Raw genomic sequence first — 26,082 nt, 5'->3', positions numbered from 1 at the left:
TCAAACCTCGCGCGCGAGTTCTTCGCCGACATCGCCCGAGGCGACATCGTCGGCAAGGATCGCCGCCTCGTTCTCCTGCTGCACGATGCGCAGGATGCGGGCGATGTATTCCTGGTTCCACATCTGCCGCTCGGCAGAGGCTTCGCGCGTGGGCTCGAATGCGTCGATCTCACCCGCCTCGAGGATACCCTTTTCGCGCAGCAAACGCTCGAGCGTGTCATTGCGCTGGCGCGCGACGGCCAGTTCCTGCGCCACCGCCATGGTGATCGCGAGGACCTTCTCGACTTGCGCGTCGAGGAAGTAGGGACGCTTGCCGGCAGGCTTGGCGCCGGCTCCGTTCAGGGCGTCGGAAAAGCTCATGCCACGGCTCCGATCACGTGCCAGGCCGCCTTGCGGCCGTAGTCTTCGGTTTCATCTTCGGCTGCGTCGGGGAACAGCTCGCGGTCGACGACGCCGTAGACGCCGCCATGGATCAGGCTGTCCTTCGCGAAGCCCGCATCGATCATGGCCTGGTCGAGGTCCATCTCGTGCATGCGCGACCAGAAGGGCTCGTTGTTGTAGAACGCGTCCCAGTCGCGCATCGCCTGCTCGAAAAGCGGCATGCCGGGCGCGTACTGCGGCTGCTCGACGTGCAGCACGATGCCGCCGGGCTTCAGGAGACGCTTGGTCTCGTTGAAAATGTTGCGCAGCGCGGTGGTCGAGAGTTCGTGCAGGAACATCGTCGTCTGGATCCAGTCGAAGCTCTGGTCTTCGAAGTCCGCAAGGTCTTCGCCGCTCGCCTGGACGAACGAGACATTGTCGACACCAAGCGACTTGGCGCGGGCAAGGCCATAGCGCAGCACCGGGGCGCCCAGATCGACGATGGTCATCTCGGCCTCGGGGAAGGCCTGGGCCAGCGGCAGGCTGGAATGGCCAACCGTGCCGCCGATCTCGAGAATCTTCTTTGGCTGAAAGTCGGGCAGGTTCTTCTTAACCCAGCCCACCACGGCCATGCCGCCGCCATCGGAATACTTGCCCAGCAGACCACTGGTGGTGACGAAGCCGCCATGATCGTAGTTGGCGCCGTTGGTGACGTCGCCCTCGAAATATTCGGTGTGGTAGCTTCCCGGCATGCAGTGGTGATCGACCGCCGAGACATAACGCGGGATCGCCAGCGTGGGATCGAGCTTAAGGCGTTCGTCGCCATCGGTGAGCTCGGCCGCGATCTCGGCGAGACGCTCGGCCTGACGCAGCGAAGTCCAGCGACCGGCCTGCTGGCGCTGTTCCATGGTCATCCGGCGAAGCGCCGACCAGGTCTGGAACGCCGGGTCCTTGAGCAGCGCCTTGCGGGCCTCGTGGCGGTCCTTCATCGGGCGGCCGTTTTCAACCTCGAACCCAGGCACGACGCGGCTGTCGTAGGCCGCCTTCACGCCCGGAACCACGCGCGCCGCGAGGTGCCGGTTCATCTGCGCGAGGAAGTTGATTCGCTCGATTTCGTCGTGATCGGTCTGCGGAAACACCGCATGGCGACCAATCACCCGATAGTCCGGCGGGCCGTCATAGGCGGCGCTAGGGTCGTTTGCGGGCGGGGATGTACGAGACGTCTTCACGGCCTACCTCATTTGTTATAGCCTTATGCTATATTGCCGTTACAAGAGACGCAAGAGCCGATGCCGAATTGCATCGCCAGACGATAACCAAGGGGAAACCGGATGATGATTTTCGCCACTTTCAACCTCAAGCCGGGTGTCTCGGTCGAGGAATACGAGGCCTGGGCGAAGAGCACCGACCTGCCGACCGTGAACGGCCTGAAGTCGATCGAGAGCTTCCGCGTGTTCCGCGCGACCGGCCTCCTGGGCAGCGAGGGCAAGGCGCCGTTCGAATACATCGAAGTGCTCGACGTCGCCGACATGGACCAGTTCGGCGCGGACGTTGCGACCGCCGCGATGGGCGAGATCGCCGCCAAGTTCAACGACATGGTCGAAGTGACCTTCATCACCACCGAGGAGCTTTCGGCGTGAGGTTTGCAGGCAAGGTCGCCGTCGTTACAGGTTCGGGTCGCGAGGGCGGCCTTGGCGAAGCGATCGCGCGTCGCCTGTCGGAGGAGGGCGCCACCGTCGTCATCTCCGACATTGGCGCCTCGCGCGATGCCGCGACGCCCGACACGATGATCGGCAGCACCGACGAAATGAAGCGCATCGCCGATTCGCTTCCCTCCGAGGCCTCGACGTTCCCCTGCGACGTGCGCGACCCCGTGCAAGTCGAAGCGCTTGCCGACCATGCGGTCGCAACCCACGGTTCGCTCGACATCTGGGTCAACAACGCCGGGATCGGCTACATCATGAAGCCGCTGGTCGACGTTTCGGTCGATGACTGGCGCGCGGTGATCGACGTCAACCTCAACGGCGCATGGTACGGTCTCCAGGCTGCCGCCAAGCGCATGATCGCGGCCGGCAAGGGCGGGCGCATCATCAACGTCGCCAGCCAGGCCGCCAAGTCGGGCTTCATGCACGCCCAGGCCTATACCTCGTCCAAGCACGCGCTGGTCGGCCTCGTGCGCTCGGCCTCGATCGAGCTCGGGCCCGAAGGCATTACCGTCAACAACGTCTGTCCGAACCACGTCACCACCGGTCTTGGCAAGTGGCAGAACGAGCATTTCGCCGAGGTTCAGGGGATCAGCGTCGAGGAATACCTCAAGCGCATGGCGGCGCGCATCCCGATGGGCCGCCCCGGCCTGCCGCAGGACACCGCCTCCGCGATCGCGTTCCTGTGCTCGGACGAAGCCATCTACATCACCGGCGAGAGCATGAACGTCTCGGGTGGCGAGGAGCCGCACTGAGATGAGCGCCGGGACGACGACCACAGCCAATCCTGCGCACGTACTGATCGACCACGCGCTGTCGCTCGAATGGAGTTCGCTCGCTGCGGACGCGCAGGAACGCGCGGCAACTTTCCTTCACGACAGCCTTGCCGTGGGCGTCGCCGGACGCAACGCCGCGCACGCCGACGCGGTGCTCGCGATGGCGCAAGGGTGGGGGCAGGGCGATACCGCCTCGGTACTCGGTCGTCCCGGCGTGCGCCTTCCGGCCGCCTCGGCGGCCTTCGTCAACGGCTTCCAGATCCACGGGCAGGAATACGACTGCGTTCATGAACCCGCCGTGCTCCACCCGATGGCAACGGCGCTGGCCGCGCTTCTGGCGGAGGCCGAACGCGGCGAGCCGGTGTCGGGCGAGGACTTTCTCGCCGCGATCGTCGCTGCAGTCGACGTCTCGGTCACGCTTGGCATCGCCGCTCCCGATGCTCTGACGTTCTTCCGCCCTGCGACGGCGGGCATCTTCGGGTGTGTTGCAGGCATCGCCCGGCTGCGCCGGATGCCGCGCGAGGTGGCACTCGACGCCTTCGGACATGCGCTCGCGCTCGTTTCGGGCACGATGCAGGCCCACGTCGAAGGCAAGCCCGCGCTACCGGTGCAAGTCGCCAATGCAGCCCGCAACGCTCTGGTTGCGATCGACCTTGCACGCGGCGGGATGCCGGGCGTGGCCCATCCCATCGACGGGCCCTTCGGCTATTTCGCGCTGATGGAAAAGCGCGAGGAACTTTCGGCGGCGCTGGCAAAGCTGGGGCAGGGGCACCGGGTCACCGAAGTGAGCTGGAAGCCCTTTCCCTCCGGGCGCGCCGGACACGGCGGCATCGTCGCCATGCAGGACCTCATGGCCAGGCAGGGGCTCACGGCCGAAAAGCTCGAGAGCTTCGAATACCACGCTCCGCCGCTCATCCACCGGCTGGTCGGACGACCCGCGAAGGTCGGCATGGAGCCCGGCTATGCGCGGCTTTGCATGCAATACCTCGCAGCGGTGACTTTGCTGCGCGGCAAGGTTTCGCTGGGCGATTTCCAGCGCGCCTCGCTCGACGATCCGGCAGTCCACGCTTTGGCAGGCAGGATTACCGTGATTGCCAACGACAACCCCGATCTCGCCGCGTTCGCGCCCGCGCGCGCCATCGCCCGTACGGTGGAGGGCGATACGCTGGTGCAGGATGTCAGCGTCCAGTTCGGCTCGCCGCAATGGCCGCTCTCGCGCGAACAGCACCTGGAAAAGGCGCAAGGCTGCCTCGCCTTCGCCGGACTTGGCGACCGGCACACAGCGCTTGTCGAAGCCATCGCCAGCTTCGCACAGGCTCCCGATGCGATCGCGGCGCTGCGCACGACCGGCGTGATGGGCTGAAGCCGCACGAATTCAATCGAACAAGCAGGAATTGCAATGACCCTACTCAAGTGTGCGACACTCGTCGTGGCCGACGTGGCCGCCTCGAGCCAACGCTACAGCGAATGGATGGACTACGCGGTTGTCGAGCAAGGCTCGCTTCCCGAGGACCTGGCGGCCGCCTGGCAGGCTCCGGCCTCGGCCGGGCGCCCTTACGCGATACTCCAGCCGGCCTCGGGTGAAGCCGTGTTCCTGCGCTTCGTCGAAGGCGATCCGGTGGCATCCTATGCCCCGATCCGCACTTACGGCTGGGCCGCGACGGAAATCTGCGTCAGCGACGTCATGGCGGTGAACGCGCGGATGGAGGAAAGCCCCTTCGAGATCGTCGGGCCGCCCAAGGACCTCGACGGCTTCGCGACAGTCAAGCCCATGCAGGTCAAGGGCGATGACCAGGAAATCGTCTACCTGACGCAGATCCTGCAGCCCGGTGAGGGCACCGGCCTTCCCCAGCCCCGCTCGCTCATCGATCGCCCCTTCATCATGGTTCTGGCCAGCCACGACCTGCCGGCCAGCGTTCAGTGGGTGAAGGAGGTGCTCGGCCTGCCGGTCATCGATCCGGTGGCAATCCGCTATTCGATGATCAACCTCGCCTTCGACCTCGATCCCGAGACGAAGACGGACATCGTCACCGCCAAGGGCTTTGGCCAGACCTTCCTCGAAATCGACCAGTACCCGGCCGAAGCAACCGTGCGGGGACGCCATCCGGGCGCGCTGCCGCCGGGCGTGGCGGTAACCACCATGCTGCACCCCGATTTCGCCCGCCTCGAAGGCCATTGGGCAAGCGAGCCGGTCGTGCGTGAAGGTGCGCTCTACGCCGGCAAGCGCACCGGCGTGCTGCTGACGCCCGAAGGCGCGCTGCTCGAAGTCATCGAAGGGGGAGAGTACTGATCATGGAATACGGCATTGCCTTTCTCACGCTGCTCCACGTCCTTATCCCGATCTACTGGCTCGGCGGCGACCTTGGCGCGTTCTACAGCGCGCGCTTCCTGATCGATCCCAAGCGCTCGGTGCCCGAACGCATGATGGCGCTCACCATCCTCAACAACATCGACATGGCCCCGCGCACCACTCTGATCCTTGCCTTCCCGACCGGCTTCACGCTGGCCGTGGCAAAGGGCTGGCTGGCGCTGCCGAGCATCGCGATCGTCGCGGCCTGGGTGGCGGGCCTCGTCTGGTTGGCGCTTGCCTGGACCGTCCACCTCAAGCACGGACCGGCCGGCAAGACCTACAAGCAGGTCGACATCGCGATCCGTTACGTGGTGCTCGCCGGTCTGCTCGCAAGCGGCATCGCCGGTCTTCTCGGCGCGCTTTCGCTGCCGCTGTTCATCGCGCTCAAGCTGCTGATCCTCGCTTTCTGCATCTCGATCGGCCTGCTTGTGCGGCGCCAGCTGGTGCCGCTGTTCCCGGCGATCATCGCTCTCAAGCAGAACGGGGCCACGCCCGAAGGCGACCGGATCATCAAGGAGGTGATCGGGATCACCACCCCCACCGTCATGACCTTGTGGGTGGCGGTGCTGATCGCCTCGTTCCTCGGCCTTGCAACGCCGGTCTGACCACCGGCCCAACCTTCATTTTCCAATTCAACAGGGAGCGTAACCTTGCAGAAGCATCGTACCATCAGCGGCAAGATCCAGTATACCTCGCGCAAGGAAGGGCGCGTGGGTGAGGAGCGCGGCCGCGAGACCTTCATGTGGACCCACCACAGCGACGGCAAGAAGACCCTGCGCGCGCACTGCGAAATTGACGAGCCCGATCCCACCGTCATGCGCGACATCGTCTACAGCCTCGACGAGAACGACCGTCCGATGGATTGCATGGTGCGCCTGACGGTCGGAGATGAATTCATGGGCGCGGGCCTCTTCATCATCGGAGAGGACACCGTCGAGTGCGAGAGCTATGGCCCCTCGATCGGCCGCATCTCGCAGACCATGCCGATCAATGGGCCTTTCGACGGCTTCGGCACGCATCCCATTGTCGCGGACGCTTACATCACCCGCAAGATCGACGTCTCGCTGGGCGCGCACAACCGCAAGTTCCGCTGCTTCCTGCCTTCGCCCGACCACCGCGGGGCGACGCCGCCGATCATCGCGGAATCGAACCTGTACCTGGGTTATGTCGGCGAGGAGACCGTGACGGTCGGCGCGGGCACCTTCCATTGCCGCAAGTTCGAGTTCACCGATCCCGACGCGGGCATGGTGGGCGTGAGCGGCCATGCCCATCCTCCCTACGAAATGTGGGTGACGGCGGACGACGATGCCATCTTCGTCCAGGGCGGCGTGGGCGGCTACATGCAGACCTGGTACGAGCTCGTCGAACTCGAGCGCTGATACCCTTAGGCGTTTCCGGTGCACGGCGAATGGTCCACCCGTGCCCCGGAAGCGCTTGACTAAGTTACTGGGGAACCCGAAGTTGCCGGTTTGCACCGCAACGGCCCTTCGACATCAGGAGCTTGCGGCGCTCTTACAGGGGACAAGACAGATCGTGCTCGATCGCGAAGGAGCGGTACCGCTCTACCACCAGATTTACCTTTTTCTTCGAGACGAGATCCTGTCGGGGCAAAGGCCGTTCGGCAGCGCGATGCCCACCGAACAGGAGCTGGCCGAGGCCTACGACGTCTCGCGCATCACGGCGCGCCGGGTGCTCAACGACCTTGCCGAACAGCATTACGTCGAGCGCAAGCGCCGCGTCGGTACCCGGGTGATCTTCAAGTCCCCAGCCAAGCCGATCGAGGCGAACATCGACCAGGCCTACGATTCCCTTCTCGCCTTCGGCGAGGGCACAGACGTGAAAGTGCTGGAGGTATCGAAGGTACCCGCCCCCGCCCGCGCGGCGACGAGCCTTCAGATCGAGACCGGCACGCCGGTCATCCGCTCGGTACGTCTGCGCGAAATGGAAGGGGTCGTGATCGGGTGGATCGTGAGTTACGTCCCGATCGAACTCGAGCCCTACATCACGCCCGAGAGTCTGGCCGAGCAACCGATCCTGAAAATCCTGGAAGGGGTGGGCTACCGTCTCCAGCACGCGGAACAGACAATCAACGCGGTGCTCGCCTTCGGCGAAATGCTGGAATCGATGAACGTCGAACTCAATTCGCCTATACTGCGTATCACGCGCGTTTCGTACGACGAAAACGAACGCCCGTTTTTGCTGACTTACGCCCACTACCGGGCGGATCGCTTCCACATTCGTATGGACCTGCAGGGCCCGAGCACCCTCTGAGGGTGCCCGGAACCCGGCGGTAGCGTTGCGTTCGGGTCAGTCGACGCGGACGAGAACCTTGCCCTGGTGGCCGCCCGACTTGAGGTATTCGAGCGCGGCAGGCATTTCCGCGAAAGGGAAGACCTTGTCGATCACCGGCGCGAAATCGTTGGCGACCATCGCGCGCAGCAGGTCGACCAGCATCGCGCGGCTGCCCGAGGCGATGCCCTTGATCACCAGGTTCTTGCCGATGATGCCGCCGTAGTTGGGCAGCGGTCCTTCGGCCGAACCCACGCCGATCAGGACCACGCGTGCGTTGACGGCCGCCGCGTTGATCGACTGGGGCAGGGTGTGCTGGCCGCCGGTCTCGGCGATGATGTCGGCCCCGCGGCCACCGGTCTGACGGGTCAGTTCGGACGCCCAGTCGGGGTGCGTGCGGTAGTTGACGGTGTAGTCCGCCCCCATCTTGCGCGCTTCTTCGAGCTTCTCGTCACTTGAGGAGGTGATTGCGACGAATGCGCCGTTGGCCTTGGCGATCTGAAGCGCGGCCATCGAGACGCCGCCGGTGCCGAGCGCCAGCACGAGATCGCCTGCCTTGACCTGGCCAACCACGACCAGCGCGTGCCAGGCGGTGACCGTCGCGGCGGCAAGCGCGGCGGCGGCTTCGTCGGTCACGTTATCAGGCACCTTGATCACGGCACTTGCCGGAACCTTGAGGTACTGCGCGCCCCATCCGTCGGTCAGGGTGCCGAGGTCCTTGCCGAAGTAGGCCAGTTCGAAGGGACCGTCGACCCACGAGAGGAAATGCGCGCAGATCGCGCGATCGCCGACGGCAACCGTGCTCACGCCTTCACCCACGGCCACGATCTCGCCCATGCCTTCGCCGAGCGGGATGCGATCTTCGGCCTTCTTGGCACCGTATCGGCCCTCGATGACCTGGATGTCGCGGTTGTTGAGGCTGGCGTAGCGCACCTTGATCACCGCTTCGCCAGGGCCAGCGACGGGGTCGGGGCGTTCACCCAAAGTCAGAGAGTTGAGCCCTTCCTGGGCTCCGATGGTATAGGCTTTCACATTTGGCTCCTGAAAGAGTCGAGAATGTCGCACCCGCGCGCAAACCAGTTGCCGTCGCGGGCCTTGAGGTCGGCCAGAAGCTGCTCGAAAGCATCCATCCGGTAGGGCAGGCCGATGATGTACGGGGTGAGGTGCATGGGCAGCATGCGGCCGCCATGCGCCTGGGCCTCGGTGTGCAGCCAGTCGTAGGCGTCCAGCATTTGCTGCGCATAGCTGTCGGCCGACTGCTGCTGCACGGTGATGATCTGGCGATCCGAGAGCTCGTGGTTGAGCGGGATGTTCACCAGGCCATTGTTGAACACGTAGGGCAACTCGTCGTTGACCCAGTCGCAGCAGTACTCGATGCCCGCGTCCTTGAGCAGGTCCATCGTCGCGAAGCTCTGCGAACGCGCGATCGAATGCCAGCCACGCGGTTTGACGCCCGCGATGTCCGAAAGGATGGCGATGCTCTCGGTAATGAGCTTGCGCTCCTCCTCGACCGGCAGGCTCGAGGCGATCGTGCCGTTCATGTCGGTGGAGTGCGCGATGATCTCGTGCCCGGCATCGAGGATGTCGCGGATCACCTGCGGGTAGCGCTGCGCGATCGCGGCGTTGGTCGCGACCGAGACCTTGACGTCCGCCTTCGCGAAGGCATCGAGCAGGCGGTAGAAGCCGACGCGGGTACCGTATTCGCGCGAGGTGTAGTGGCGGTAGTCGGGATAGGCCGTCTGCATGTGCCCGGGCGCCTTGAAGGGCTTGTCCGAAGGCGTGATCGGGAACCATTCAAGGCTCACGACCATCCAGGTCGCGACCGTCTTGCCATCGGGCCAGGCGAGGGGCTTTCGCTCTTCCATGACCGAGTAGGGGAACATGTCGTGGTCGTAGCCGAGGCGACGGTTGGGGTATTCAAGATAGCTGGGATCGAGGCTCATGGTCATGCCTCCTTCGTGTGAATGGCGCGCCACGCATCGGCGATATCGCCCGAGCGCGTGATCCACGCCCGGTCATCGGCGGCAATGTGCCTCAGCACATCCTCGAAGGGACCGATGCGGTGGGGCTGGCCGATGAGGTACGAGTGGAGCGGAATGCACATGACCGTGCCTGAAGGTTCGGCGGCAAGGCGCTCGTACTGGCGGATCAGCGTGTCGGCGTATTCGCGCGGGCTCATGTTGTAGACGAAGAAGCCGTAGTGGTCGTTGACCTCGAGGCTGTAAGGCATCGAAATCAGGTCGCCCGATTTCGTCTTCACCCGCTGGGGCTGATCGTCGTGGTAGAGGTCGCAGGTATAATCGAGGCCATACTCGGCGATGAGATCGAGCGTGCGCGGGGTGTGGGTGAGGGCAGGCGCCAGCCACCCGCGGATCGTCTGCCCTGTCGCCTCACGCACGGTGCGGATCGAATCCTCGATGATCGCGCGCTCCTGCGCCTCGTCCATCCCATAGGAATATCGGGTGTTGTAAATGCCGTGGCTGAAGAACTCCCAGCCGCGTTCATTGGCATCGGCCACCACGTTGGGGTGGTGCTGGCACAGCGCGATCGAGAGGCTGACCGAGCCTGGGAAGCCGTGCTTGGACATGACTTCGGCCATGCGCCAGTGGCTCACGCGGTTGGCGTGATCGCGGTGCGACTGGCCGACCACGTCGGGATGCGGCTTGGCCCAGGACTTGCGGTGCGGGTTGGCCGGCGGGTCGATCTCGTAAAATTCCAGGTTCGGTGAAATCCACACCGCCACTTTCTTGTCACCCGGCCAGCTGAACGGCGTGCGCCCGCGGTAGGGTGCGAAGTCGTAGAGCCCGGGGTCCTTTTCGCCCTCGTTCATCAGCGCGCCTCCAGCCAATCGATCACAGTCTGGACCGGCTCGACATCGGCGTACTTGAGCAGGAGGTCGGTGAGGTTGGCGAAGTGGTAGCTCTCGTGCTTGTCGGCGCAGGTCTCGATCGGCACGATCGTGCGGTAGCCGCGGCTGAGGCTGTCGACGGCAGTGGCGCGGATGCAGCCCGAAGTCGAACCGCCAGTGACGATCACGGTGTCGACCTTGTGCCAGATGAGCAGGCTCTGCAGCGGCGTTTCGAAGAAGGCCGAGGGCATGCGCTTGGTATAGATCATGTCCGACGGGTCGATCTCGCAACGCTCGTCGAATTCGTGACGGCGGGACTCGTACTTGATGTTCTGGAGCGAGTCCGGTGTGTTGGTGCGCGTTCCCCAGACACCCGCGTCGCTCGCGTCCTCGGCATAGGCGACGTGGGTCCAGATCACCGGCATGCCCTTTTCACGAGCAAGGCGCGAGATCGTATTGGTGTATTCGATCTGGCGCGGGTCGGTCTCGTAGGCGGTCTTGAACTCGTCGATGCGGGTATAGGCGTTCTGGAAGTCCACGTTCACGATCGCCAGCTTTTCCCCGAAGCCGAACTTGGCGCGGGTGGGATTGGCGAGAACTTCCTCGAAGAGCTGGCGCGCGGTCTTGCCGTCGCTGACCATCTTGGTGCCGACGATGCTCATGTGGGTCTACCTCTTTCGCAACTTGTGGGGGCCGTCGTGCCGGTAAGCACGGCGAGAAACGGTTGTCCGCTGCGATCCGAACCCTATCCGAGTAATAGATATACTTCTAGATCAAATTCGGTTCACCTCGGGCGGTGTCCGGGGCGGATTGTCGTGCGATTGGCGCACAATGCAGAAGAGCGGGACAATTCATCCGCCCATCGGATAAGCCATCGCGGCTCCCTGTTCGCTTCGCCCTCGCTGCGCGGAAACTGCCCCGGTTCAAGACACGCCAACACGGAGTTCACCCGATCATGGCCGCATGGCTCATCGTTACCGCACGCATTCCCGACCGCGACGCCTTCATGGCCAGCGGTTATCCCGAAGCGGCTGCCAAGCTGCAGGCGCAGTTCGGCGGCGAGTATCTCATCCGCGGCCCGGGTGGCCAGGTTCTCGAAGGTCCGGGCGAAGACGGTGCCTCGGTCGTGGTCACCCAGTGGAAGGACCGTGAAGCCGCGCTCGCGTTCTGGAATTCGCCCGAATACGCCGAGGCGAAGAAGCTGCGCGAAGGCCTGGGCGAGATTTCGGTCACGCTCATCGGCAGCTGACGCCTGCGGCTCGAAGCCGACGAATGGCACGAATTCGATCGGCTGCGCGAACAACAGGCGCAGCCGAAACAGAGGGACAGGGGATGAATACGATCAGGGCAGGGCTCATGGCGGGTGCGTTCGCCGGGGCAATATGGGCCTCGGCAACCGCAAGCGCAGCCGAAGCGGAACCCAAGCACGCCGGGGCACCGACCACGTTCGCGCCGGGAACGGTTTTTTCCGACTGTGCCGACGTTTGCCCCAAGATGGTCGTCATCGCCCCTGGCGCGTTCCGCATGGGCGCGGATGCCGGGGAAGAGGGGCGCCCCGAGGGACCCGCGCATGCGGTTACCATCCGCAAGCGCTTCGCCCTTGGCCAGCTTGAAGTGTCGAACGCCCAATACGCCAGCTTCATCGCCGCCACCGGGCATGTGCCCTCGACCGATTGCCGCTCGATCGATCCGCAAAAGGGCACGATCGCCAAGATGCCGGGTGCCGATTTCCGCCATCCCGGCCTTGGCGCGGGCGACGGCGCGCCCGACATGCCTGCGGCCTGCATCTCGTGGAGTGACGCACAGGCCTATGCCGAATGGCTAAGTGCGAAGACCGGCGCGCATTACCGCCTGCCGACCGAGGCCGAATGGGAATATGCCGCGCGCGCGGGTAGCTCTGCCGACTACTCTTGGGGCGCGAGCGCAGATACCGGTTGCGGTGAGGCCAACATGCTCGATGCCGACGGTGCACAGAGCGGACTTACCGCCGTGTTCGGCGGCCAGTCGAACGATGGCACCAAGGCGCTTCCTCACGCCACCTGCCACGATGGCCACGCAGGCGCGGCGCCCGTCGGCCGCTTCGCGGCAAATGCCTTCGGGCTTCACGACATGATCGGCAACGTCTGGGAATGGACCCAGGACTGCTACGCGGCGCCCTATCCCGCAGATGTGCCCACCGACGGCAGCGCTTACATCAACTCCGCCAACTGCCCCCTGCGCGCCGTTCGTGGCGGTAGCTGGATCAGCACGCCGTTCCGCAACCGCGTCTCCTGGCGTGGCCGCGACCCGGTCGACCAGGTTACCTGGATCTTCGGCATGCGTATCGCGCGCGATCTTCCGGAGGGTTGAGCCATGGCTAGAGAACAGGGCGTGCTCAATCTATCGCGCCGTGGCGTCGTCGGCGGCCTATCGCTGGGAGCGGGGCTGTTCGTTCTGGGGATGCCGATGGTACAGGCTGCCGAGCCCGCGGCCGGTCACCCGGAGAGCGCCCGCTTCGGCGCGATGCTTTCGATTGACGCCGCCTCGCGTGTCCGCCTGATCGTCCCCTCGACTGAAATGGGCCAGGGCACGCAGGAAGCGCTCGCCCGGTTCGTGGCCGAGGAACTCGATTGCGACTGGGCGGCGCTCGAGGTCGAACTGCCCTGGGCTGACCAGTCCTTCGCCAACCCGCTCGCGCGCAAGCAGATTACGGCCAACAGCATGACCGTGATGGGCTACTATACGTCCTTGCGCAAGCTGGGTGCGGCAAGCCGTGCGATGCTCGTCGCGGCGGCGGCGGCGCGGCTCGGCGTTCCGGCGGAGAGCCTGACCGTCCATGGCGGCGTCATCCGCGATCCGGCCAGCGACCGAACGCTCAGCTTCGGCGACGTCGCGCAAGCCGCCTCGTCGCTCCCCGTGCCGCAAGCGCTGACCCTCAAGCCAGCGAGCGCGTTCACGATCATCGGCGGAAAAAGCCCGCGCAAGGATTTGCGCCCCAAGGTCATGGGTCAGGCCGAGTTCGGCATCGACGTGCACGAGGAGGGCATGCTGATCGGCGTCCCCGTGCTCGCGCCCCATCCCAAGGCCAGCTTCGAGGCCAAGGGCCTGGAGGCGGCAAAGGCGCGCCCGGGCATCCACGCGATCGTTCCGGTCAGCGGAGGCCTCGTGGTAATCGCCGACCGTTACTGGCGCGCCAAGAGCGCCGCCGACACGATCACGCTCACCGTCACCGCCTCACCGCTCGACAAGCTCGACGACAAGGGCATCCACGATCGTCTGGCCGCCGCTTTCGACGAGGTCGCGCCCAAACCGTTCCCGCAGTTCGACATGAATGCCTTCCCGCCACGCATCGTGCCCGAAGTGTCCGGAGCGTTCGAGGCGGCGTTCGAGGAAGCCGCGCGCGTCATCGAGGCGGAATACCAGGTCCCCCATCTCGCCCACGCCACGCTCGAGCCGATCTGCTGCTCGGCGCGCTTCGACGAGCAGGGCCTCCTGGTGCGTGGGCCGCTGCAGGACCCGGACAACAGTCACCGCACGGCGGCCAAGTTGAGCGGGTTGCCGATGGACAAGGTCCGCGTCGAGATCACGTACGCGGGCGGCGGCTTCGGCCGCAAATGGGGTGTGGATTTCGTGTCGGTTGCGATCGAGGCCGCACGCGGGGTTCCCGGCCGCATGGTCAAGACGATCTGGCCGCGCGAGCAGGACCTCGCCGGTGACCAGTATCGCCCGGCCTACATGGCGCGCTCGCGCGCTGCGATCGGCAAGGACGGTTCGCTGACCGCGATCCATTCGCGCATCGCCGGGGAATCGATCATGGCCTATCACGGTCGCCCGCCGATGGGCGGCATGGAAGGGCTCGCCGATGCGACAGCGGCCGGTCAACTGATTTACGGCGACTATGCCGATCCGGTAAAGCGGATCGAATACCACGAGGTCGACCTCCAGGTTCCCGTCGGCTTCTGGCGCAGCGTCTCGATGTCGCAGAACGCCTTCTTCGCCGAATCCTTCATCGACGAGATCGCGCGCGAGACCGGGCAATCCCCGCTTGCGCTGCGCCTTGCGCTGCTCAAGGGACATCCGCGTATCACGCCGGTGCTCAGGAAGGCAGCCGAGATGATTGCACTCGATGCCCCCCGGGCCAAAGGCATCGGGCGGGGGATTGCCTTCAGCTATTCGGGCGCCAATTTCTGCGCCATCGGCGTCGAAGTCGAAGTCAAGGACAGCAGTCTTAGCCTTAAGCGCATCGCATGTGCCTGCGACTGCGGATTGATGATCGACCCGGTAAGCGTCGAGGGACAGCTCACCGGCGGCATCATCTTCGGTCTCCAGGCCTCGCTCTGGGGAGAGGTGCATTTCGAGGACGGACGCCCCACCGCGCAGAATTTCTCCGACTACCGCTTGCCGATGATGCAGGACGTGCCCCCGATCGAGGTTGTCCTGATGCCCGGTAGCGAGGAACCGGGAAATATCGGCGAGGCCTCCACGCCCGTCATCGCTCCGGCGCTTGTCAACGCTATCGCCGATGCTGGCGGGCCACGTATCCGCACGCTGCCGATTGCGCGCACGCTCACGATCTGAAGGAAGCAATGGCCATGAAGACTTTGACGGTGAACGGCGCGCAACGCTCCGTGGATGCCGAAGATGACACGCCCTTGCTTTGGGTCCTGCGCGAGGATCTCGCGCTGCCCGGCACCAAGTTCGGCTGCGGCATCGGCATGTGCGGCGCCTGCACCGTGCATATCGATGGCGAGGCGGTGCGCAGTTGCCAGATGCCGGTCTCGAGCCTCGAGTCAGGCCAGGCGATCACCACGATCGAGGCCCTTGCGGGCAGCGCGAGCGTCGGGGAAGGGGAGCTCCACCCACTCCAGCAGGCCTGGATCGACGAACAAGTGCCCCAGTGTGGCTACTGTCAGACCGGCATGATCATGGCGGCCGCCGCGCTGCTGAAGGAAAACCCCGAGCCCGACGAGGCGGCGATCCGGGAAGGCATCACCAACTTGTGCCGTTGCGGCACTTATCCGCGCATTGTCAGGGCCATCCAGTCGGCGGGACGAGTGATCCGCGAGAGGGGCGCCGCGCACGCAAGAGGCTCGGCCTGATCTCGATCATGGAGAAGCGCCGCAACTCGTGACAGAACGTACCCGGTGCAGTTGCGCAGGGGAAGCGGTTCGACATGATTCACGCAGCAGGTTCACAGGACGCCGTCCTCGCCTTTCTGAGTGACCCTGCAGTCCATGGCGGCGAGGTCGAGCGGATCGACACCCACGGCGCAAGCGTGTTCCTGACGAAGGAACGCGCCTACAAGCTGAAACGCGCCGTGCGCTATTCCTATCTCGACTTCTCGACAGCCGAACGACGCAGGCTCATGTGCCAGCGTGAATTGCAACTCAATCGGCGGACAGCGCCCGAACTGTATCTCGACGTCGTTCCCATCGTGCCGACGTTGCAAGGAACACTGGCCTTCGGAGACGCGAAGACGCCGCCGGCTAGTGCGCTGGACTGGGTCGTGGTCATGCGCCGCTTCGCGGACGACGCCTTGTTCTCGACCATGGTCCAGGAAGGCCGGCTCGAACCCTCGCACGTGCGCGATCTTGCCGATCGCCTCTTCGCGTTTCACGAGAGCGCGGCCACGCCGATCGAGGACGACGGGGTCGCGCGCGTACGGCGGGTGATCGAGGGAAACCGTGACAGCATGGCGGCGACCCAGCCCGAACTGCTTGCCCCGGATGATTGCGATCGCCTGCTGACGATGAGCCTGGCGAGGCTGTCGGAAGTCTCTCGCATACTGGGCGCACGCGCGGCAAATGGGTGTGTGCGCCATTGCCACGGCGACCTCCATCTTGCCAACGTGTGCCTCTGGAACGGCAAGGCCACCGCGTTCGATTGCCTTGAATTCGACGACGAGCTCGCGACTTGCGACCTGCTCTACGATCTGGCCTTCGCGGTGATGGACTTGTGGCACCGCAGGGAAGGGGGCCTGGCCTCGCTCCTGTTCAATCGCTATTTCGACATGGCCGATCTCGATGCCGAGGCGCTAGGCGTTTTACCTCTATTCCTGTCGATGCGCGCCGCGATCCGGGCGCATGTCCATGCCACGCAAGCCGGCCAGGCGAAGGACGCACGCAAGTCCGAGGAGCATGGACGCGAGGCGAAGTGCTACCTGGAAGATGCCCTCCAATTCCTTGCTCCATCGGCACCCCGTCTGGTCGCCGTCGGCGGATTGTCCGGGACCGGCAAGTCGACGTTGGCCGGCCAGTTGGCCCCGGCCATGCCGGGAGCCGTGGGCGCACGCTGGCTGCGAACCGACGTTCTTCGCAAGCGAATGGCAGGGGTCTCACCCGAAGTCCGGCTTCCCGCCGAAAGTTACACGCCCGAAATGTCCGACAAAGTCTACGCCGCGATACTCGCAAAGGCCGGCGATGCCTTGCGGTCGGGATCGTCGGTCTTGATCGATGGGATTTTCGTCCGGCCGCAGGAACGTGCCGTGCTCGGCGAGCTTGCCCGCGATTGTGGCGCTACGTTTCGCGGGCTCTGGCTCGAAGCGCCGATCGAGGTCCTTCGCAAGCGCGTAAGCGGGCGCTCGGGCGATGCGTCCGACGCGACAGTCGACGTGCTTGAGCGGCAGTCCGGCTTTGACACGGGCGATCTCTCGAACTGGCAGCGCGTCGATGCGTCCGGATCGCACGAGCAGGTCCTGTCACGCGCCTTGGACGCACTGGGCCTGGGATGACGCAAAGCTGTGATGTGACATGACGATCGCGGGGCGCTATCGCTCTAACGACAGAGTTAGGCCTGATAATATATATTATGTTAAATGAGCAAGCCTTGAAGGGGACGCTGGGCAATCGAGCGCCCCGCTGATTTACCGTATCTGGAGGCCGGAAACCTGGATCACAAGAACAAGCCCGACGATGATCACGGCCCATATCAAGCCAAGCCGCAACGACTTCGCGAAACCAAGCTGACGAAAGCCGGAATGTCCCGAGACCAGGAACAGGCAGCACAGGATTGCCAGTATCGATGTCAGCGTGGCCATGAAGCTCATGGCGAAATCACCATGCCATCGTAAGCCACGTAGACGTTCTCTGGCACTTCGTCCGACAAGGTCGCATAGTCCATGCTCTTGTCGAGATGCGTGAGGATCGTCTGGTGCGCACCGGATCGCTCCGCCAGCTCGAGCGCCATACCCAGATGCGCGTGCGTAGGATGCGGCTCACGGCGCAGGCAGTCCACGATGAGCACGTCCGTGTCATCGCAAAGGTCAACCATATCCCTCGTAATTTCACTAAAGTCTGTCAAATAACAGATTGAAATTCCGTCACAATCGAACCGAAATCCAGTAGACTGCGCCGGGCCATGCGGCATCTGCGTATGCTCGACGCGGAAGCCCTCACAGAGGCGCAAAGTGTCGAGGTTCTCGAGCGAAACGAGCGTCGGATAGCCGAATTGGCCCGCGAAAACGTAGCCGAAGCGCTGGCGCAAGCGGCGGACCGTTTCGGCCGCGGCGTAGCCCGCCATCGGCCCTGCCCGGCCATAGCGCAACGGACGCAGATCATCGATGCCGTGGCAATGGTCGGCATGGTCGTGCGTCCAGAACACGGCGTCGAGCCGGTGTACGTCGTTGGCGAGCAGCTGCGCGCGAAGATCGGTCGGCGTGTCGACGAGAATGCGTTTGCCAGCTTCGCTTTCGAGCAGGATCGCGACGCGGCTGCGGCGATTGCGCGGTTCATTGGGATCGCACTGGCCCCAGTCGGCTCCGAATTCACCGCCAAGCCGAGGCACGCCGGTCGAAGTGCCGCATCCCAGGATCGTGACCTTCACGCCGCGTCTGCCGGAAGGTTCGCCTTGGTGAAGAGAGCGAAGAAGTTGCGCGTCGTCGCTGCGGCGAGCTCTTCCAGATCGACGCCGCGCAAATTCGCCACGAAGCGCGCGGTGTCGGCCGTGAAGCCCGGCTCGCACTTGCGCCCGCGGTGTGGCACGGGCGCAAGGAACGGGGAATCCGTCTCGACCAGCAGGCGATCCGCGGGGACTTCGCGGGCGAATGCCTGCAGATCCTGCGCGTTCTTGAAGGTCACGATGCCCGAAAGACTGATCGTCAGCCCGAGATCGAGCACCGCCTGGCCGAATTGCGCACTGGCGGTGAAGCAGTGGATCAGCGCCGGAAAGGCCCCCTCCTCCATCTCCTCGCGCAGGATCCGCACGGTATCCTCTTCAGCATCGCGCGTGTGAATGATGATCGGCAACTGCGTTTCGCGCGCGACTGCGATGTGCGTGCGGAACAGCGCCTGCTGGACCTCGCGGTCCGACTTGTCGTAGTAGTAGTCGAGACCGGTCTCACCAATCCCGATCACGCGCGGATGCGCCGCCGCATCGAGCAACGCCCCCGCGCCAAGATCGGCATGGGCATCGGCTTCATGCGGATGGATGCCCACCGAGGCCCAGACGTCGACCTCACGCTCGGCGGTTCCGATCACCCGGTCCCATTCGCGCTGACGGGTCGAGATGTTGAGGAACCCCTTCACCCCGGCCGCACGGGCGCGCTCGAGCACGCCCCGCTGGTCCTCGACGACGCCTTCGTATTCGAGATGGCAGTGGGAATCGATCAGCATCAGGCCGTTTCGTCCTCGGGCAATTCGAGGCGCGGGAACACGCCCTGCGGCTTGTCGACCACGAAGCCGGAGCCGGCCAACGTAGCGAACCACGAACCATCGCCCAGCACGGCGTAGTCGCGTGCATCGCTCGCGATCCCCATCTGGTCGAGCAGCGCATCGATCGACTGCGGGACGACCGGACGCACCGCAATCGCGAGATCACGCACGACCTGGAAGAGCGACATCAGAACGACTTCCATTCGCGCCGGATCGCTCTTGCGCAGTGCCCAGGGTGCCTGTTCGTCGACATACTGGTTGCAGGCAAAGACAGCCTTCATCCAGGCGTCGAGGCCCGCGCTGAAGTCGAGATCGGTGAAGCTCTCACGTAGCCCGGCAACGCCTTGTTCGACCGCCTCGAAGAGCGCACGATCGGCGTCGGAATAGTCCAAATCGGACTTAAGTTCGCCACCCATGTTCTTGAAAATCATGGAAAGGCTACGTTGTGCCAGGTTTCCGAAGCTGTTCGCGAGTTCGGCGTTGCAGCGCGTCACGATGGCCTCGGCCGACCACGAACCGTCCTGCCCGAAGGCGACCTCGCGCAGGAAGAAGTAGCGCAGCGTGTCGACCCCGAAGGTCTCGGCCAGTGCGATCGGATCGGTCACGTTGCCCAGCGACTTCGATTCCTTCTGCCCCCGGTTGAGCAGGAAGCCGTGGCCGAAGACCTGCTTGGGCAGCGGCACGTCCGCACTCATCAGGAACGCAGGCCAGTAGACCGTGTGGAAGCGCACGATGTCCTTGCCGATGAGATGCATCGCAGCCGGCCAGTATCTGGCGTAATCGCCGCTCTCATCAGGAAAGCCGAGGCCGGTCAGATAGTTGGTCAGCGCGTCGACCCAGACGTACATGACGTGACTGTCCGAACCGGGAACCTTGACCCCCCAGTCGAAGCTCGTGCGCGAGATCGAAAGGTCACGCAAGCCGCCCTCAACGAAGCGTGCGATCTCGTTCCTGCGGCTTTCGGGCCGGATGAAGTCGCCCGAATTGTAGAGCTCAAGCAGCTTGTCCTGGTACTTGGACAGGCGGAAGAACCAGGATTCCTCGACGGTCCATTCGACCGGCGTGCCCTGCGGCGAGAGCTTGGTGCCCCCTTCCCCTTCGACGAGTTCGCTCTCATCGTAGTAGGCCTCGTCACGGACCGAATACCAACCCTCGTAGCGATCGAGATAGAGGTCGCCCTTGGCCTCCATCCGGCGCCAAAGCTCCTGTGTCGCCTCATGGTGGCGTGGCTCGGTGGTCCGGATGAACACGTCATAGCCCACATTCAGAGCATCGCACATCTCGCGGAAATATCCGGACATTTCCGTAGCGAGTTCCGCGGGGGTCGTGCCGAGTTCGCGCGCCTTCTGCATCATCTTGAGGCCGTGCTCGTCGGTGCCGGTCTGGAGCCGGACGTCGAAACCCTCGGCCTTGCGGTGGCGGGCGATCACGTCGGCCGCGATAGCCTCGTAAGCGTGACCGATGTGCGGCCGACCGTTGGGATAGGAGATGGCGGTGGTGATGTAATAGGGCTCGCCCATGGCGGCGTCGCGCTTTCTGTGTTCGTGGTGGATCAGTGGCTGCGTTCTCTAGGCATTGCCGACGAAGCCAGCAACCCGCCAATCTCCATTATAAGCACGCCGGGATCGAAATTGTAGGTCGGCGCGCGCACCAGCAACTGGCTGAGCGTCTGGTAGGCCTCGATCATCACCAGTTGCTGGCGGCTGTTCGTCGCGGTGATCTGCGCGAGAAGCACCGCGCGGGCGAGCTCGATCGCGGCGAGTTGCCGCTCGCGGGTCGGTCGCTGGCCCATTTCGCGCGCCATTTGACCGCGCAAGGCGTAATCCCGATCGCCCTCGGCCAGGATCTGCGCCATCAAATTGTGAAGACCGCCCAAATCTTGCGCGACGAACGTGCGCGCGAGGCCGGGAGACCCTTGCGCGGCTTGGATCGCGGCACGGCGTGTTGCCTGGTCGGCTTCGGGAACTTCGCGTAGCAGCATGGCCTCGAGCGCCGGCTCGCTCAGGGCGGCGAAGCGCAAGACGCGGCAGCGCGAGCGCACGGTGGGAAGCAATCGACCGGGCTGGTGGGCGACGAGCAGGAAATAGGTGCCCGCCGGAGGCTCCTCGAGCACCTTGAGGAGCGCATTGACGGCGCCCTTTTCCAAGTCATCCGCCGGATCGACGATGATCGCGCGCCGATCCCCTAACGTCGGGCGGGTCGCGAGCTTGCGGATCATCTCGCGGATCTGGTCGACCGAGATGTTGCGCTTGGTCTGGTAGGGTTTGCCTTCGGCCTTCTTCTTGGCTTCGTCGTCGTTGGCCGGTAGCGGGGCAAGGATATGGATGTCGGGATGGCTCTCCACATCACTCGCGGCGGCGCCAGGCCCGGTTCCGACGAGTTTGAGAGCGGCCGCGCGCGCGAACGCCTGCTTGCCCAGGCCGCGCGCCCCGGCGAGGAGCCAAGCATGGTGCAGGCGCTGTGAGGCCAGCGCCTGTGCCCATTCGTGCCAGGCCGCTTCCTGTCCCTGGAAATCGCCCTCAGTCATGAGGCCGACGCCTCCAGCAACGGCGTCAGCGCGGACATGATCCGCGCATGGATTTCCTGGGGATCGCCGTTTCCGTCGATCCGCGCGAAACGATCCGCGTCCTGCTCGGCAAGACGGCGGAACGTAGCGGACACCCGATCATGATAGGCCTGTTCGCGTCCTCCAATCCGGTCCGAACCCGCGGTATCACGCAAGGCGAGCCGACGCACGACTTCCACGCTTTCCACTTCGACGAGCAAGGTCAGGTCGGGGAGAAGGCCCTCGCTTCCAATCCGGTGCAAGTCCAGCAGGTCTGCGTCCGACAGTCCGCCGCCGCCGCCCTGGTAGGCACGGCTCGAATCGAGGTAGCGATCGCAGATGACCCATGTGCCGCCCTCGAGTGCCGGACGGATCAGGCGCGCGACGTGGTCGGCGCGTGCGGCCGCGAATAGCAGGGCCTCGGCGCGGGCGCCCCATCCCGCCTCGTCTCCGGCGACGCCGTCGAGAAGGAGCGAGCGGATCGCCTCCGCACCGGGGGTCCCGCCCGGCTCGCGGGTGATCACGACGGCAACGCCCCGAGCGCGCAAGGCTTCGCCAAGAAGCCGCGCCTGCGTCGACTTGCCGGCCCCTTCCCCGCCTTCGAGCGCGATGAAACGTCCCCGCGTCATCGCAGCAGTTTGACGAGCCCGTTGCGCAAACGGTCGAAGGCACCGGCCTTGGCGACATCTTGCGCAGCGTAAAGTGGGACGTGACCCGGAGCGAGACCCTCCACCGAGATTTCCAGATCTCCGACGCGGTCACCCTTCCTGATCGGCGCGACGAGAGGACCACGATAGTGGACGGCCAGGCTGATCTTGCGATTGGGTGCCGACGTGGGAAGCGTGGCATGCACTTCGCGGTCGGTCACGAGCGGAACGGACAGATCCGCCCCGCCCTGAACTTGCGCCTTGGCGACCGTCTCGCCTTCGTCGAAGAGGTGGCGCGGCGTCCAATCGGCGAAGCCCCATTCGAGCAGCTTGCGCGCAGCGGCGTCGCGAACGATGTAGGTCGGCGACCCGGCCAGCACCATGACCAGGCGGCGGCCGTCGCGCACGGCGGTCCCTACGAAATTGTAGCCGGCCTCGCGCGTGTAGCCAGTCTTGATGCCGTCGGCGCCGGGGACGATCCCCACGGTCGGGTCATGGCTGCGCATTGCCACGTCGCGCCAATGGTACTGCTTCACGCCCGAAAATTCGTGATAGAGCCGGGGATGGCGCATGATCATCGCATCCGCCAGGCGCACCATGTCGCTCGCCGTCACATAGGTCTGGCCTTCGTCCATCCAGCCATTGGGCGTATTGTAATGGCTGCGCGTCATGCCAAGGCGCTTGGCCGCCGCATTCATCTTTGCGGTCCAGGCCGGCACGCTCCCGGCATAGCCCTTGGCCAGCACGATGCAGGCGTCGTTGCCCGAAGCCGTCATGATGCCGTGGAGCAATTCCTCGGTGGTGGGACGGTCCTTTTGCGTGATGTACATGGTCGAGCCCTTGGCCCACCATTCCTTCTCGGTCTCGGCATCCATCTGGAAGCGCCGGTCAAGCGGGAGGCGACCGGCATCGATCTCCTCGAAGGCGACGAAGGCGGTCATCACCTTGGTCACCGAAGCAGGCAGGAACGGAATATCGGGACGACGCTGCTCGAGCACCTGCCCCGAACCCAGATCGACGAGGAGGCTAACCGGGATCTTGGCCAGTTCTTCGGGCGGCGAGGGATTGGCAGAAGCCGCCCCGGCCACGCCGCCACCGGCAAGCGCAAGCGAAACGGCCAGCGCGACAACTCCCGCGCGAAGTGACGTACGATACGATTTCAAAAGCCGCTTCTCCGGTGCATTCCAAGCGAATGCCTTGCAGTTTGCCGGCACGGGAAACGGCCTTTGCGGTACGTCGTGCTTGTCGAGCGCAACGACCCGGCGTCAATCCCGGCGCTGGATTCGGGCGTCTGTATAACCAGCCTTGCGCGCCTTCTCCAGCGCTGCCCCGGCTTTTGCACTGTCCGGGTAGGGACCCATGCGCACCAGCCAGAACCCACCCGGCTTCTCGACCCGTCCCCCAAGTTTCTTGGCGAGCGCGCGCGCGTTGGCCTCGACCGAGAACGCGCCCACCTGCACTTCATAAGTGCCCCTTACTGCGGAGGGCACGGCAGGCGGCTTGGCGGCGGGTACGGAAGCCGGCCGCGGGGGCGGGACCGGCGCCGGAGCCTTCGCAGAAGGGAGGCTCACCTGTCCACTCGGCTCGGGCGCGCGCATGGGCGCCGTGGAGACCACAGTGGATTTTCCGACCGGCGCCGGCGCGGCACTCGCTTGCGGGAGTTCCTTTGCTGGCCTCGCCATCGCAGAAGGCCCCTTGGCCAGCATATCCTGGGTCGGGACAGGCGGCGTCGGCGGGACCGATGGCGGTGGAAGCAAGGGGGACTGCTGCGCAAGCTTGCGGCGCAGGACCTGAAGGAGGCCTTCGGGCGTATCCATGCGCAGCGGCGCTTCGCCGCCCTGACGCAAGGCCGCACGTTCGGCTTCGGGGGGATTGACCCGGCGCACGCGCACGGCAGCTGGCGCCGAAGCGCTGATACCCAGTTGACGCGCCGCTTCGGGAGAGAGCTCTACCAAAACGGAATTGATCAGCGGCCCGCGGCGCTCGAGCCGCACGAGAGCGGTGCGGCCAGTCTGCAGATTGGTCACCTCGACGTAACTCGGCAGAGGCAGGGTCTTGTGGGCCCCGGTCACACCGGAAAGCGCCACATCCCCCACGCTGGCCATGCCCACGGCGTCGTAATTGAGCTGGTCATTGGGCGTCCAGACGGTGTCACCGATGGTGAAGGGATTTCCGATCACCACCGGATAATCTGCCGCAGGCCCCGTTCGGGTTTGCACTTCATCGGCCTTACGATCCGCGGCCTGGGCGCCGCCGGCACCCAGGACGATCAGACAGGCTAGTCCAAAGGCTGGCTTAACGGGCAATCTCATCTGCAAGCAATCCCACCGAGAGGGCGTAATAGTTCGAGCAGTTGTACTGCAGGATCACCCGATAATTCCCGGTTAACAGATAGGCCGGCGTTCCAGGCCCATCGGGCTGGAACAAGGACGCCAACACGTCGTCGCCGATAACCGCTTGAGGGCGAACGCCAAGTTCGCGCCATTGGGAGATCGGCATCCACTGGGAATGGCGTGCGTGAACCGCCGCGCACGAAGGTGCCGTCAACTTGGTTGCATAACGAGCGGGGTCGAAACCCGCTGGCACTGAGGCCAGCACGCCCCAGGGCTGCCCTGGGCGCCAGCCCGCATCCTGGAAATAGCGCGCGATGGAAGCGATCGTATCGGCCGGACTGTTGAAGATGTCGGTCGTGCCGTTGCCGTCGCCATCAGTGGCGAGGCGCAAGTAGACGCTCGGCAGGAACTGCGGGTTGCCGATCGCCCCGGCCCAACTGCCCTTCAGTGTGCTGCGCGGCACCCCGCGATCGATCATCTTCATGAGTGCGATGAGTTCGCCTTCGAACAGATCGCGCCGGCGTCCTTCCCACGCCAACGTTGCCAGCGACTGTGCCGTATCGAAATTGCCGGTATAGCCGCCGTAGTTGGTCTCGTGTCCCCATATCGCGAAGAGCACGGATGCGGGAACGCCATAGCGTCGCTCGATCGAGGGCAGCAACGAGGAAAGGCTATGGTATTTTGCCCGCCCTCGCGAAATGATCGAGGAGCCGAGATGCTTGGACAAGTAGCCGGACATCGGCGGCGGCGTGTTGGAACGCCCCGGTTGTGCGGTATCGAGCTCGATCACCCGCTGGTTGGGCACAAGCCCTGCGAGCGTCTGGTTGATCGCCGCCTCGCTGACCCCCTGCTGGCGCGCATGGCTGGCGACGGTCTGCATGTACGCTGGAAAGCTCTCGGTCTGTGCGCATGCCCGGACAGCCGGGAACAGGGCGCACGACAGCGCCGCGCCGATTGCGATGGAGCCAAGACGGAAGTTGCGGAATCGTGATTTCATCGTCGACGGTTCTCGCACAAGGGCTCGGGTTTGCAAACCGGCTGGAGGCTTGTCCCCCAGCAAATTGCCGCATGCAACAAGGCTTTGATCGTATGTTGGGCGCGCGATCACCGGACGCATGGCGCGAATTTTGAAACTTGCACTCTACGCCGGTTGCTCTATGCGCTGTCGCGCGTGGACAGGTGGCCGAGTGGTTTAAGGCAGCGGTCTTGAAAACCGCCGTGGGTGTAAGCTCACCGTGGGTTCGAATCCCACCCTGTCCGCCAATTAGCCCTCTTTCCATGTCCAGCCGAACACCGAAAAGCCTTAGGGTTTCCTTGGCTTGATTGGTGATTCGCGTCCTTCTGCATCCAGCCCCATCCACCGGTGACCGATTGGAAATGTGGGAAAGAATGTGGGAGAATTTTGGTCATGGGAAAGCTTTCCGCAACGGCTGTGAAGGCAGCCCGGCGTCCAGGTCGGTTGGGCGATGGTGACGGGCTCTACCTCGTCGTCCAGCCTACTGGTTCGAAAAGCTGGGTGTGCCGGGTACAGAAGCATGGAATGCGCCGCGACTTCGGGCTCGGCAGCGCCGCGAAGGTATCGCTTGCCGATGCGCGCGAACGAG

Annotated in this window: 28 protein-coding genes and 1 tRNA gene; 14 read left to right on the top strand and 15 right to left on the bottom strand. The window is 64.6% G+C overall.

Annotation, left to right across the window (positions count from 1 at the left end):
• Both HT136_RS23795 and HT136_RS26670 read right to left on the bottom strand, forming a co-directional pair.
• Positions 1-360, bottom strand: coding sequence for a hypothetical protein (locus HT136_RS23795; RefSeq protein WP_214202335.1), 360 nt, complete (start codon positions 358-360; stop codon positions 1-3).
• Positions 357-1,589 (bottom strand): class I SAM-dependent methyltransferase, encoded by a 1,233-nt coding sequence (locus HT136_RS26670; RefSeq protein WP_214202334.1) that lies wholly within the window; start codon positions 1,587-1,589, stop codon positions 357-359. Before HT136_RS26670 ends, HT136_RS23795 begins: the two co-directional genes overlap by 4 nt.
• 102 nt (positions 1,590-1,691) lie before the next feature.
• Here HT136_RS26670 and HT136_RS23785 point away from each other — a divergent pair, with 102 nt between their 5' ends.
• From HT136_RS23785 to HT136_RS23755, 7 genes are all read left to right on the top strand, one after another.
• Positions 1,692-2,000: an REDY-like protein HapK gene (locus tag HT136_RS23785; protein ID WP_214202333.1), complete on the top strand. Its 309-nt coding sequence runs from the start codon at positions 1,692-1,694 to the stop codon at positions 1,998-2,000.
• Positions 1,997-2,818 (top strand): SDR family NAD(P)-dependent oxidoreductase, encoded by an 822-nt coding sequence (locus HT136_RS23780; RefSeq protein ID WP_214202332.1) that lies wholly within the window; start codon positions 1,997-1,999, stop codon positions 2,816-2,818. Before HT136_RS23785 ends, HT136_RS23780 begins: the two co-directional genes overlap by 4 nt.
• A 1-nt stretch (position 2,819) precedes the next feature.
• Positions 2,820-4,202, top strand: coding sequence for an MmgE/PrpD family protein (locus HT136_RS23775; RefSeq protein WP_214202331.1), 1,383 nt, complete (start codon positions 2,820-2,822; stop codon positions 4,200-4,202).
• 36 nt (positions 4,203-4,238) lie between these two features.
• Positions 4,239-5,129: a VOC family protein gene (locus HT136_RS23770; protein WP_214202330.1), complete on the top strand. Its 891-nt coding sequence runs from the start codon at positions 4,239-4,241 to the stop codon at positions 5,127-5,129.
• Positions 5,130-5,131: 2 nt separating this feature from the next.
• A complete protein-coding gene (locus HT136_RS23765) occupies positions 5,132-5,794 on the top strand; it encodes a hypothetical protein (protein WP_214202329.1) in 663 nt (220 codons plus the stop codon).
• Positions 5,795-5,839: 45 nt separating this feature from the next.
• Positions 5,840-6,568 (top strand): DUF3108 domain-containing protein, encoded by a 729-nt coding sequence (locus HT136_RS23760; protein WP_214202328.1) that lies wholly within the window; start codon positions 5,840-5,842, stop codon positions 6,566-6,568.
• Between the two features lie 154 nt (positions 6,569-6,722).
• Positions 6,723-7,460, top strand: coding sequence for a GntR family transcriptional regulator (locus HT136_RS23755; RefSeq protein WP_343222301.1), 738 nt, complete (start codon positions 6,723-6,725; stop codon positions 7,458-7,460).
• A gap of 36 nt (positions 7,461-7,496) precedes the next feature.
• Here the strand turns inward: HT136_RS23755 and HT136_RS23750 are convergent, their stop codons facing one another.
• The 4 genes from HT136_RS23750 to HT136_RS23735 are packed head-to-tail and all read right to left on the bottom strand — an operon-like array spanning position 7,497 to position 10,988.
• A complete protein-coding gene (locus HT136_RS23750) occupies positions 7,497-8,510 on the bottom strand; it encodes a zinc-dependent alcohol dehydrogenase family protein (protein WP_214202326.1) in 1,014 nt (337 codons plus the stop codon).
• Positions 8,507-9,421: a polysaccharide deacetylase family protein gene (locus HT136_RS23745; RefSeq protein ID WP_214202325.1), complete on the bottom strand. Its 915-nt coding sequence runs from the start codon at positions 9,419-9,421 to the stop codon at positions 8,507-8,509. The genes HT136_RS23750 and HT136_RS23745 overlap by 4 nt, the downstream gene beginning before the upstream one ends.
• Positions 9,422-9,423: 2 nt before the next feature.
• The gene (locus tag HT136_RS23740) at positions 9,424-10,308 is read right to left on the bottom strand and encodes a polysaccharide deacetylase family protein (RefSeq protein ID WP_214202324.1); all 885 of its coding nucleotides are present in this window, start codon (positions 10,306-10,308) and stop codon (positions 9,424-9,426) included.
• A complete protein-coding gene (locus HT136_RS23735) occupies positions 10,308-10,988 on the bottom strand; it encodes an isochorismatase family protein (RefSeq protein ID WP_214202323.1) in 681 nt (226 codons plus the stop codon). Before HT136_RS23735 ends, HT136_RS23740 begins: the two co-directional genes overlap by 1 nt.
• Before the next feature lie 293 nt (positions 10,989-11,281).
• Between HT136_RS23735 and HT136_RS23730 the strand changes: the two genes are divergently transcribed.
• The 5 genes from HT136_RS23730 to HT136_RS23710 all read left to right on the top strand — a co-directional run bounded on the left by HT136_RS23730 (position 11,282) and on the right by HT136_RS23710 (position 17,035).
• Positions 11,282-11,575, top strand: a complete 294-nt coding sequence (locus HT136_RS23730) for a DUF1330 domain-containing protein (RefSeq protein ID WP_214202322.1) — start codon at positions 11,282-11,284, stop codon at positions 11,573-11,575.
• A gap of 83 nt (positions 11,576-11,658) precedes the next feature.
• Positions 11,659-12,675 carry a formylglycine-generating enzyme family protein gene (locus HT136_RS23725; RefSeq protein WP_214202321.1) on the top strand — a complete coding sequence of 339 codons (1,017 nt, stop codon included), beginning with the start codon at positions 11,659-11,661 and terminating at the stop codon, positions 12,673-12,675.
• A gap of 3 nt (positions 12,676-12,678) precedes the next feature.
• A complete protein-coding gene (locus tag HT136_RS23720) occupies positions 12,679-14,883 on the top strand; it encodes a xanthine dehydrogenase family protein molybdopterin-binding subunit (protein WP_214202320.1) in 2,205 nt (734 codons plus the stop codon).
• A gap of 14 nt (positions 14,884-14,897) precedes the next feature.
• Positions 14,898-15,404, top strand: coding sequence for a (2Fe-2S)-binding protein (locus HT136_RS23715; protein ID WP_214202319.1), 507 nt, complete (start codon positions 14,898-14,900; stop codon positions 15,402-15,404).
• 74 nt (positions 15,405-15,478) lie between these two features.
• Positions 15,479-17,035: a bifunctional aminoglycoside phosphotransferase/ATP-binding protein gene (locus HT136_RS23710; RefSeq protein WP_214202318.1), complete on the top strand. Its 1,557-nt coding sequence runs from the start codon at positions 15,479-15,481 to the stop codon at positions 17,033-17,035.
• A 132-nt stretch (positions 17,036-17,167) separates the two neighbouring features.
• Here HT136_RS23710 and HT136_RS23705 read toward each other — a convergent pair whose 3' ends face one another.
• The 9 genes from HT136_RS23705 to HT136_RS23665 form a co-directional block, all read right to left on the bottom strand.
• Positions 17,168-17,350 (bottom strand): hypothetical protein, encoded by a 183-nt coding sequence (locus HT136_RS23705; protein WP_214202317.1) that lies wholly within the window; start codon positions 17,348-17,350, stop codon positions 17,168-17,170.
• Positions 17,347-18,126, bottom strand: coding sequence for an MBL fold metallo-hydrolase (locus HT136_RS23700; RefSeq protein WP_214202316.1), 780 nt, complete (start codon positions 18,124-18,126; stop codon positions 17,347-17,349). The genes HT136_RS23705 and HT136_RS23700 overlap by 4 nt, the downstream gene beginning before the upstream one ends.
• Positions 18,123-18,914 (bottom strand): TatD family hydrolase, encoded by a 792-nt coding sequence (locus HT136_RS23695; RefSeq protein ID WP_214202315.1) that lies wholly within the window; start codon positions 18,912-18,914, stop codon positions 18,123-18,125. The genes HT136_RS23700 and HT136_RS23695 overlap by 4 nt, the downstream gene beginning before the upstream one ends.
• Positions 18,914-20,473, bottom strand: a complete 1,560-nt coding sequence (gene metG / locus HT136_RS23690) for a methionine--tRNA ligase (protein WP_214202314.1) — start codon at positions 20,471-20,473, stop codon at positions 18,914-18,916. The genes HT136_RS23695 and metG overlap by 1 nt, the downstream gene beginning before the upstream one ends.
• Before the next feature lie 32 nt (positions 20,474-20,505).
• Positions 20,506-21,480 (bottom strand): DNA polymerase III subunit delta', encoded by a 975-nt coding sequence (locus tag HT136_RS23685; protein WP_214202313.1) that lies wholly within the window; start codon positions 21,478-21,480, stop codon positions 20,506-20,508.
• Positions 21,477-22,127 carry a dTMP kinase gene (gene tmk, locus HT136_RS23680; RefSeq protein WP_214202312.1) on the bottom strand — a complete coding sequence of 217 codons (651 nt, stop codon included), beginning with the start codon at positions 22,125-22,127 and terminating at the stop codon, positions 21,477-21,479. The genes HT136_RS23685 and tmk overlap by 4 nt, the downstream gene beginning before the upstream one ends.
• Positions 22,124-23,308 carry a D-alanyl-D-alanine carboxypeptidase family protein gene (locus HT136_RS23675; protein ID WP_214202311.1) on the bottom strand — a complete coding sequence of 395 codons (1,185 nt, stop codon included), beginning with the start codon at positions 23,306-23,308 and terminating at the stop codon, positions 22,124-22,126. The genes tmk and HT136_RS23675 overlap by 4 nt, the downstream gene beginning before the upstream one ends.
• A gap of 102 nt (positions 23,309-23,410) precedes the next feature.
• Positions 23,411-24,364 (bottom strand): septal ring lytic transglycosylase RlpA family protein, encoded by a 954-nt coding sequence (locus HT136_RS23670; protein ID WP_343222300.1) that lies wholly within the window; start codon positions 24,362-24,364, stop codon positions 23,411-23,413.
• A 76-nt stretch (positions 24,365-24,440) separates the two neighbouring features.
• Complete coding sequence (locus tag HT136_RS23665) at positions 24,441-25,475, bottom strand: lytic murein transglycosylase (protein WP_214202350.1); 1,035 nt, start codon at positions 25,473-25,475, stop codon at positions 24,441-24,443.
• 176 nt (positions 25,476-25,651) lie between these two features.
• On the opposite strand from HT136_RS23665, the gene HT136_RS23660 reads away from it, so the two are divergent.
• Together HT136_RS23660 and HT136_RS23655 are read left to right on the top strand one after the other, a co-directional pair.
• Positions 25,652-25,741, top strand: a tRNA-Ser gene (locus HT136_RS23660).
• Between the two features lie 145 nt (positions 25,742-25,886).
• Positions 25,887-26,082: Arm DNA-binding domain-containing protein (locus HT136_RS23655; RefSeq protein WP_214202309.1), on the top strand; the 196-nt coding region annotated here is incomplete at its 3' end.

The sequence above is a fragment of the Novosphingobium profundi genome (genome assembly GCF_018491765.1).
GTDB lineage: Bacteria > Pseudomonadota > Alphaproteobacteria > Sphingomonadales > Sphingomonadaceae > Novosphingobium > Novosphingobium profundi.
Note: the sequence above shows the minus strand (reverse complement) of the source record. Positions and strands in the feature narration are given on the sequence as shown.

What these genes read in the sequence shown, in the direction of transcription:
- HT136_RS23795 (WP_214202335.1), bottom strand. Translation starts at nt 360, where the DNA reads ATGAGCTTTTCCGACGCCCTGAACGGAGCCGGCGCCAAGCCTGCCGGC.
- HT136_RS23785 (WP_214202333.1), top strand. Translation starts at nt 1,692, where the DNA reads ATGATGATTTTCGCCACTTTCAACCTCAAGCCGGGTGTCTCGGTCGAG.
- HT136_RS23775 (WP_214202331.1), top strand. Translation starts at nt 2,820, where the DNA reads ATGAGCGCCGGGACGACGACCACAGCCAATCCTGCGCACGTACTGATC.
- HT136_RS23770 (WP_214202330.1), top strand. Translation starts at nt 4,239, where the DNA reads ATGACCCTACTCAAGTGTGCGACACTCGTCGTGGCCGACGTGGCCGCC.
- HT136_RS23765 (WP_214202329.1), top strand. Translation starts at nt 5,132, where the DNA reads ATGGAATACGGCATTGCCTTTCTCACGCTGCTCCACGTCCTTATCCCG.
- HT136_RS23745 (WP_214202325.1), bottom strand. Translation starts at nt 9,421, where the DNA reads ATGAGCCTCGATCCCAGCTATCTTGAATACCCCAACCGTCGCCTCGGC.
- HT136_RS23740 (WP_214202324.1), bottom strand. Translation starts at nt 10,308, where the DNA reads ATGAACGAGGGCGAAAAGGACCCCGGGCTCTACGACTTCGCACCCTAC.
- HT136_RS23735 (WP_214202323.1), bottom strand. Translation starts at nt 10,988, where the DNA reads ATGAGCATCGTCGGCACCAAGATGGTCAGCGACGGCAAGACCGCGCGC.
- HT136_RS23730 (WP_214202322.1), top strand. Translation starts at nt 11,282, where the DNA reads ATGGCCGCATGGCTCATCGTTACCGCACGCATTCCCGACCGCGACGCC.
- HT136_RS23725 (WP_214202321.1), top strand. Translation starts at nt 11,659, where the DNA reads ATGAATACGATCAGGGCAGGGCTCATGGCGGGTGCGTTCGCCGGGGCA.
- HT136_RS23720 (WP_214202320.1), top strand. Translation starts at nt 12,679, where the DNA reads ATGGCTAGAGAACAGGGCGTGCTCAATCTATCGCGCCGTGGCGTCGTC.
- HT136_RS23715 (WP_214202319.1), top strand. Translation starts at nt 14,898, where the DNA reads ATGAAGACTTTGACGGTGAACGGCGCGCAACGCTCCGTGGATGCCGAA.
- HT136_RS23710 (WP_214202318.1), top strand. Translation starts at nt 15,479, where the DNA reads ATGATTCACGCAGCAGGTTCACAGGACGCCGTCCTCGCCTTTCTGAGT.
- HT136_RS23705 (WP_214202317.1), bottom strand. Translation starts at nt 17,350, where the DNA reads ATGAGCTTCATGGCCACGCTGACATCGATACTGGCAATCCTGTGCTGC.
- HT136_RS23695 (WP_214202315.1), bottom strand. Translation starts at nt 18,914, where the DNA reads ATGCTGATCGATTCCCACTGCCATCTCGAATACGAAGGCGTCGTCGAG.
- metG (WP_214202314.1), bottom strand. Translation starts at nt 20,473, where the DNA reads ATGGGCGAGCCCTATTACATCACCACCGCCATCTCCTATCCCAACGGT.
- HT136_RS23685 (WP_214202313.1), bottom strand. Translation starts at nt 21,480, where the DNA reads ATGACTGAGGGCGATTTCCAGGGACAGGAAGCGGCCTGGCACGAATGG.
- tmk (WP_214202312.1), bottom strand. Translation starts at nt 22,127, where the DNA reads ATGACGCGGGGACGTTTCATCGCGCTCGAAGGCGGGGAAGGGGCCGGC.
- HT136_RS23665 (WP_214202350.1), bottom strand. Translation starts at nt 25,475, where the DNA reads ATGAAATCACGATTCCGCAACTTCCGTCTTGGCTCCATCGCAATCGGC.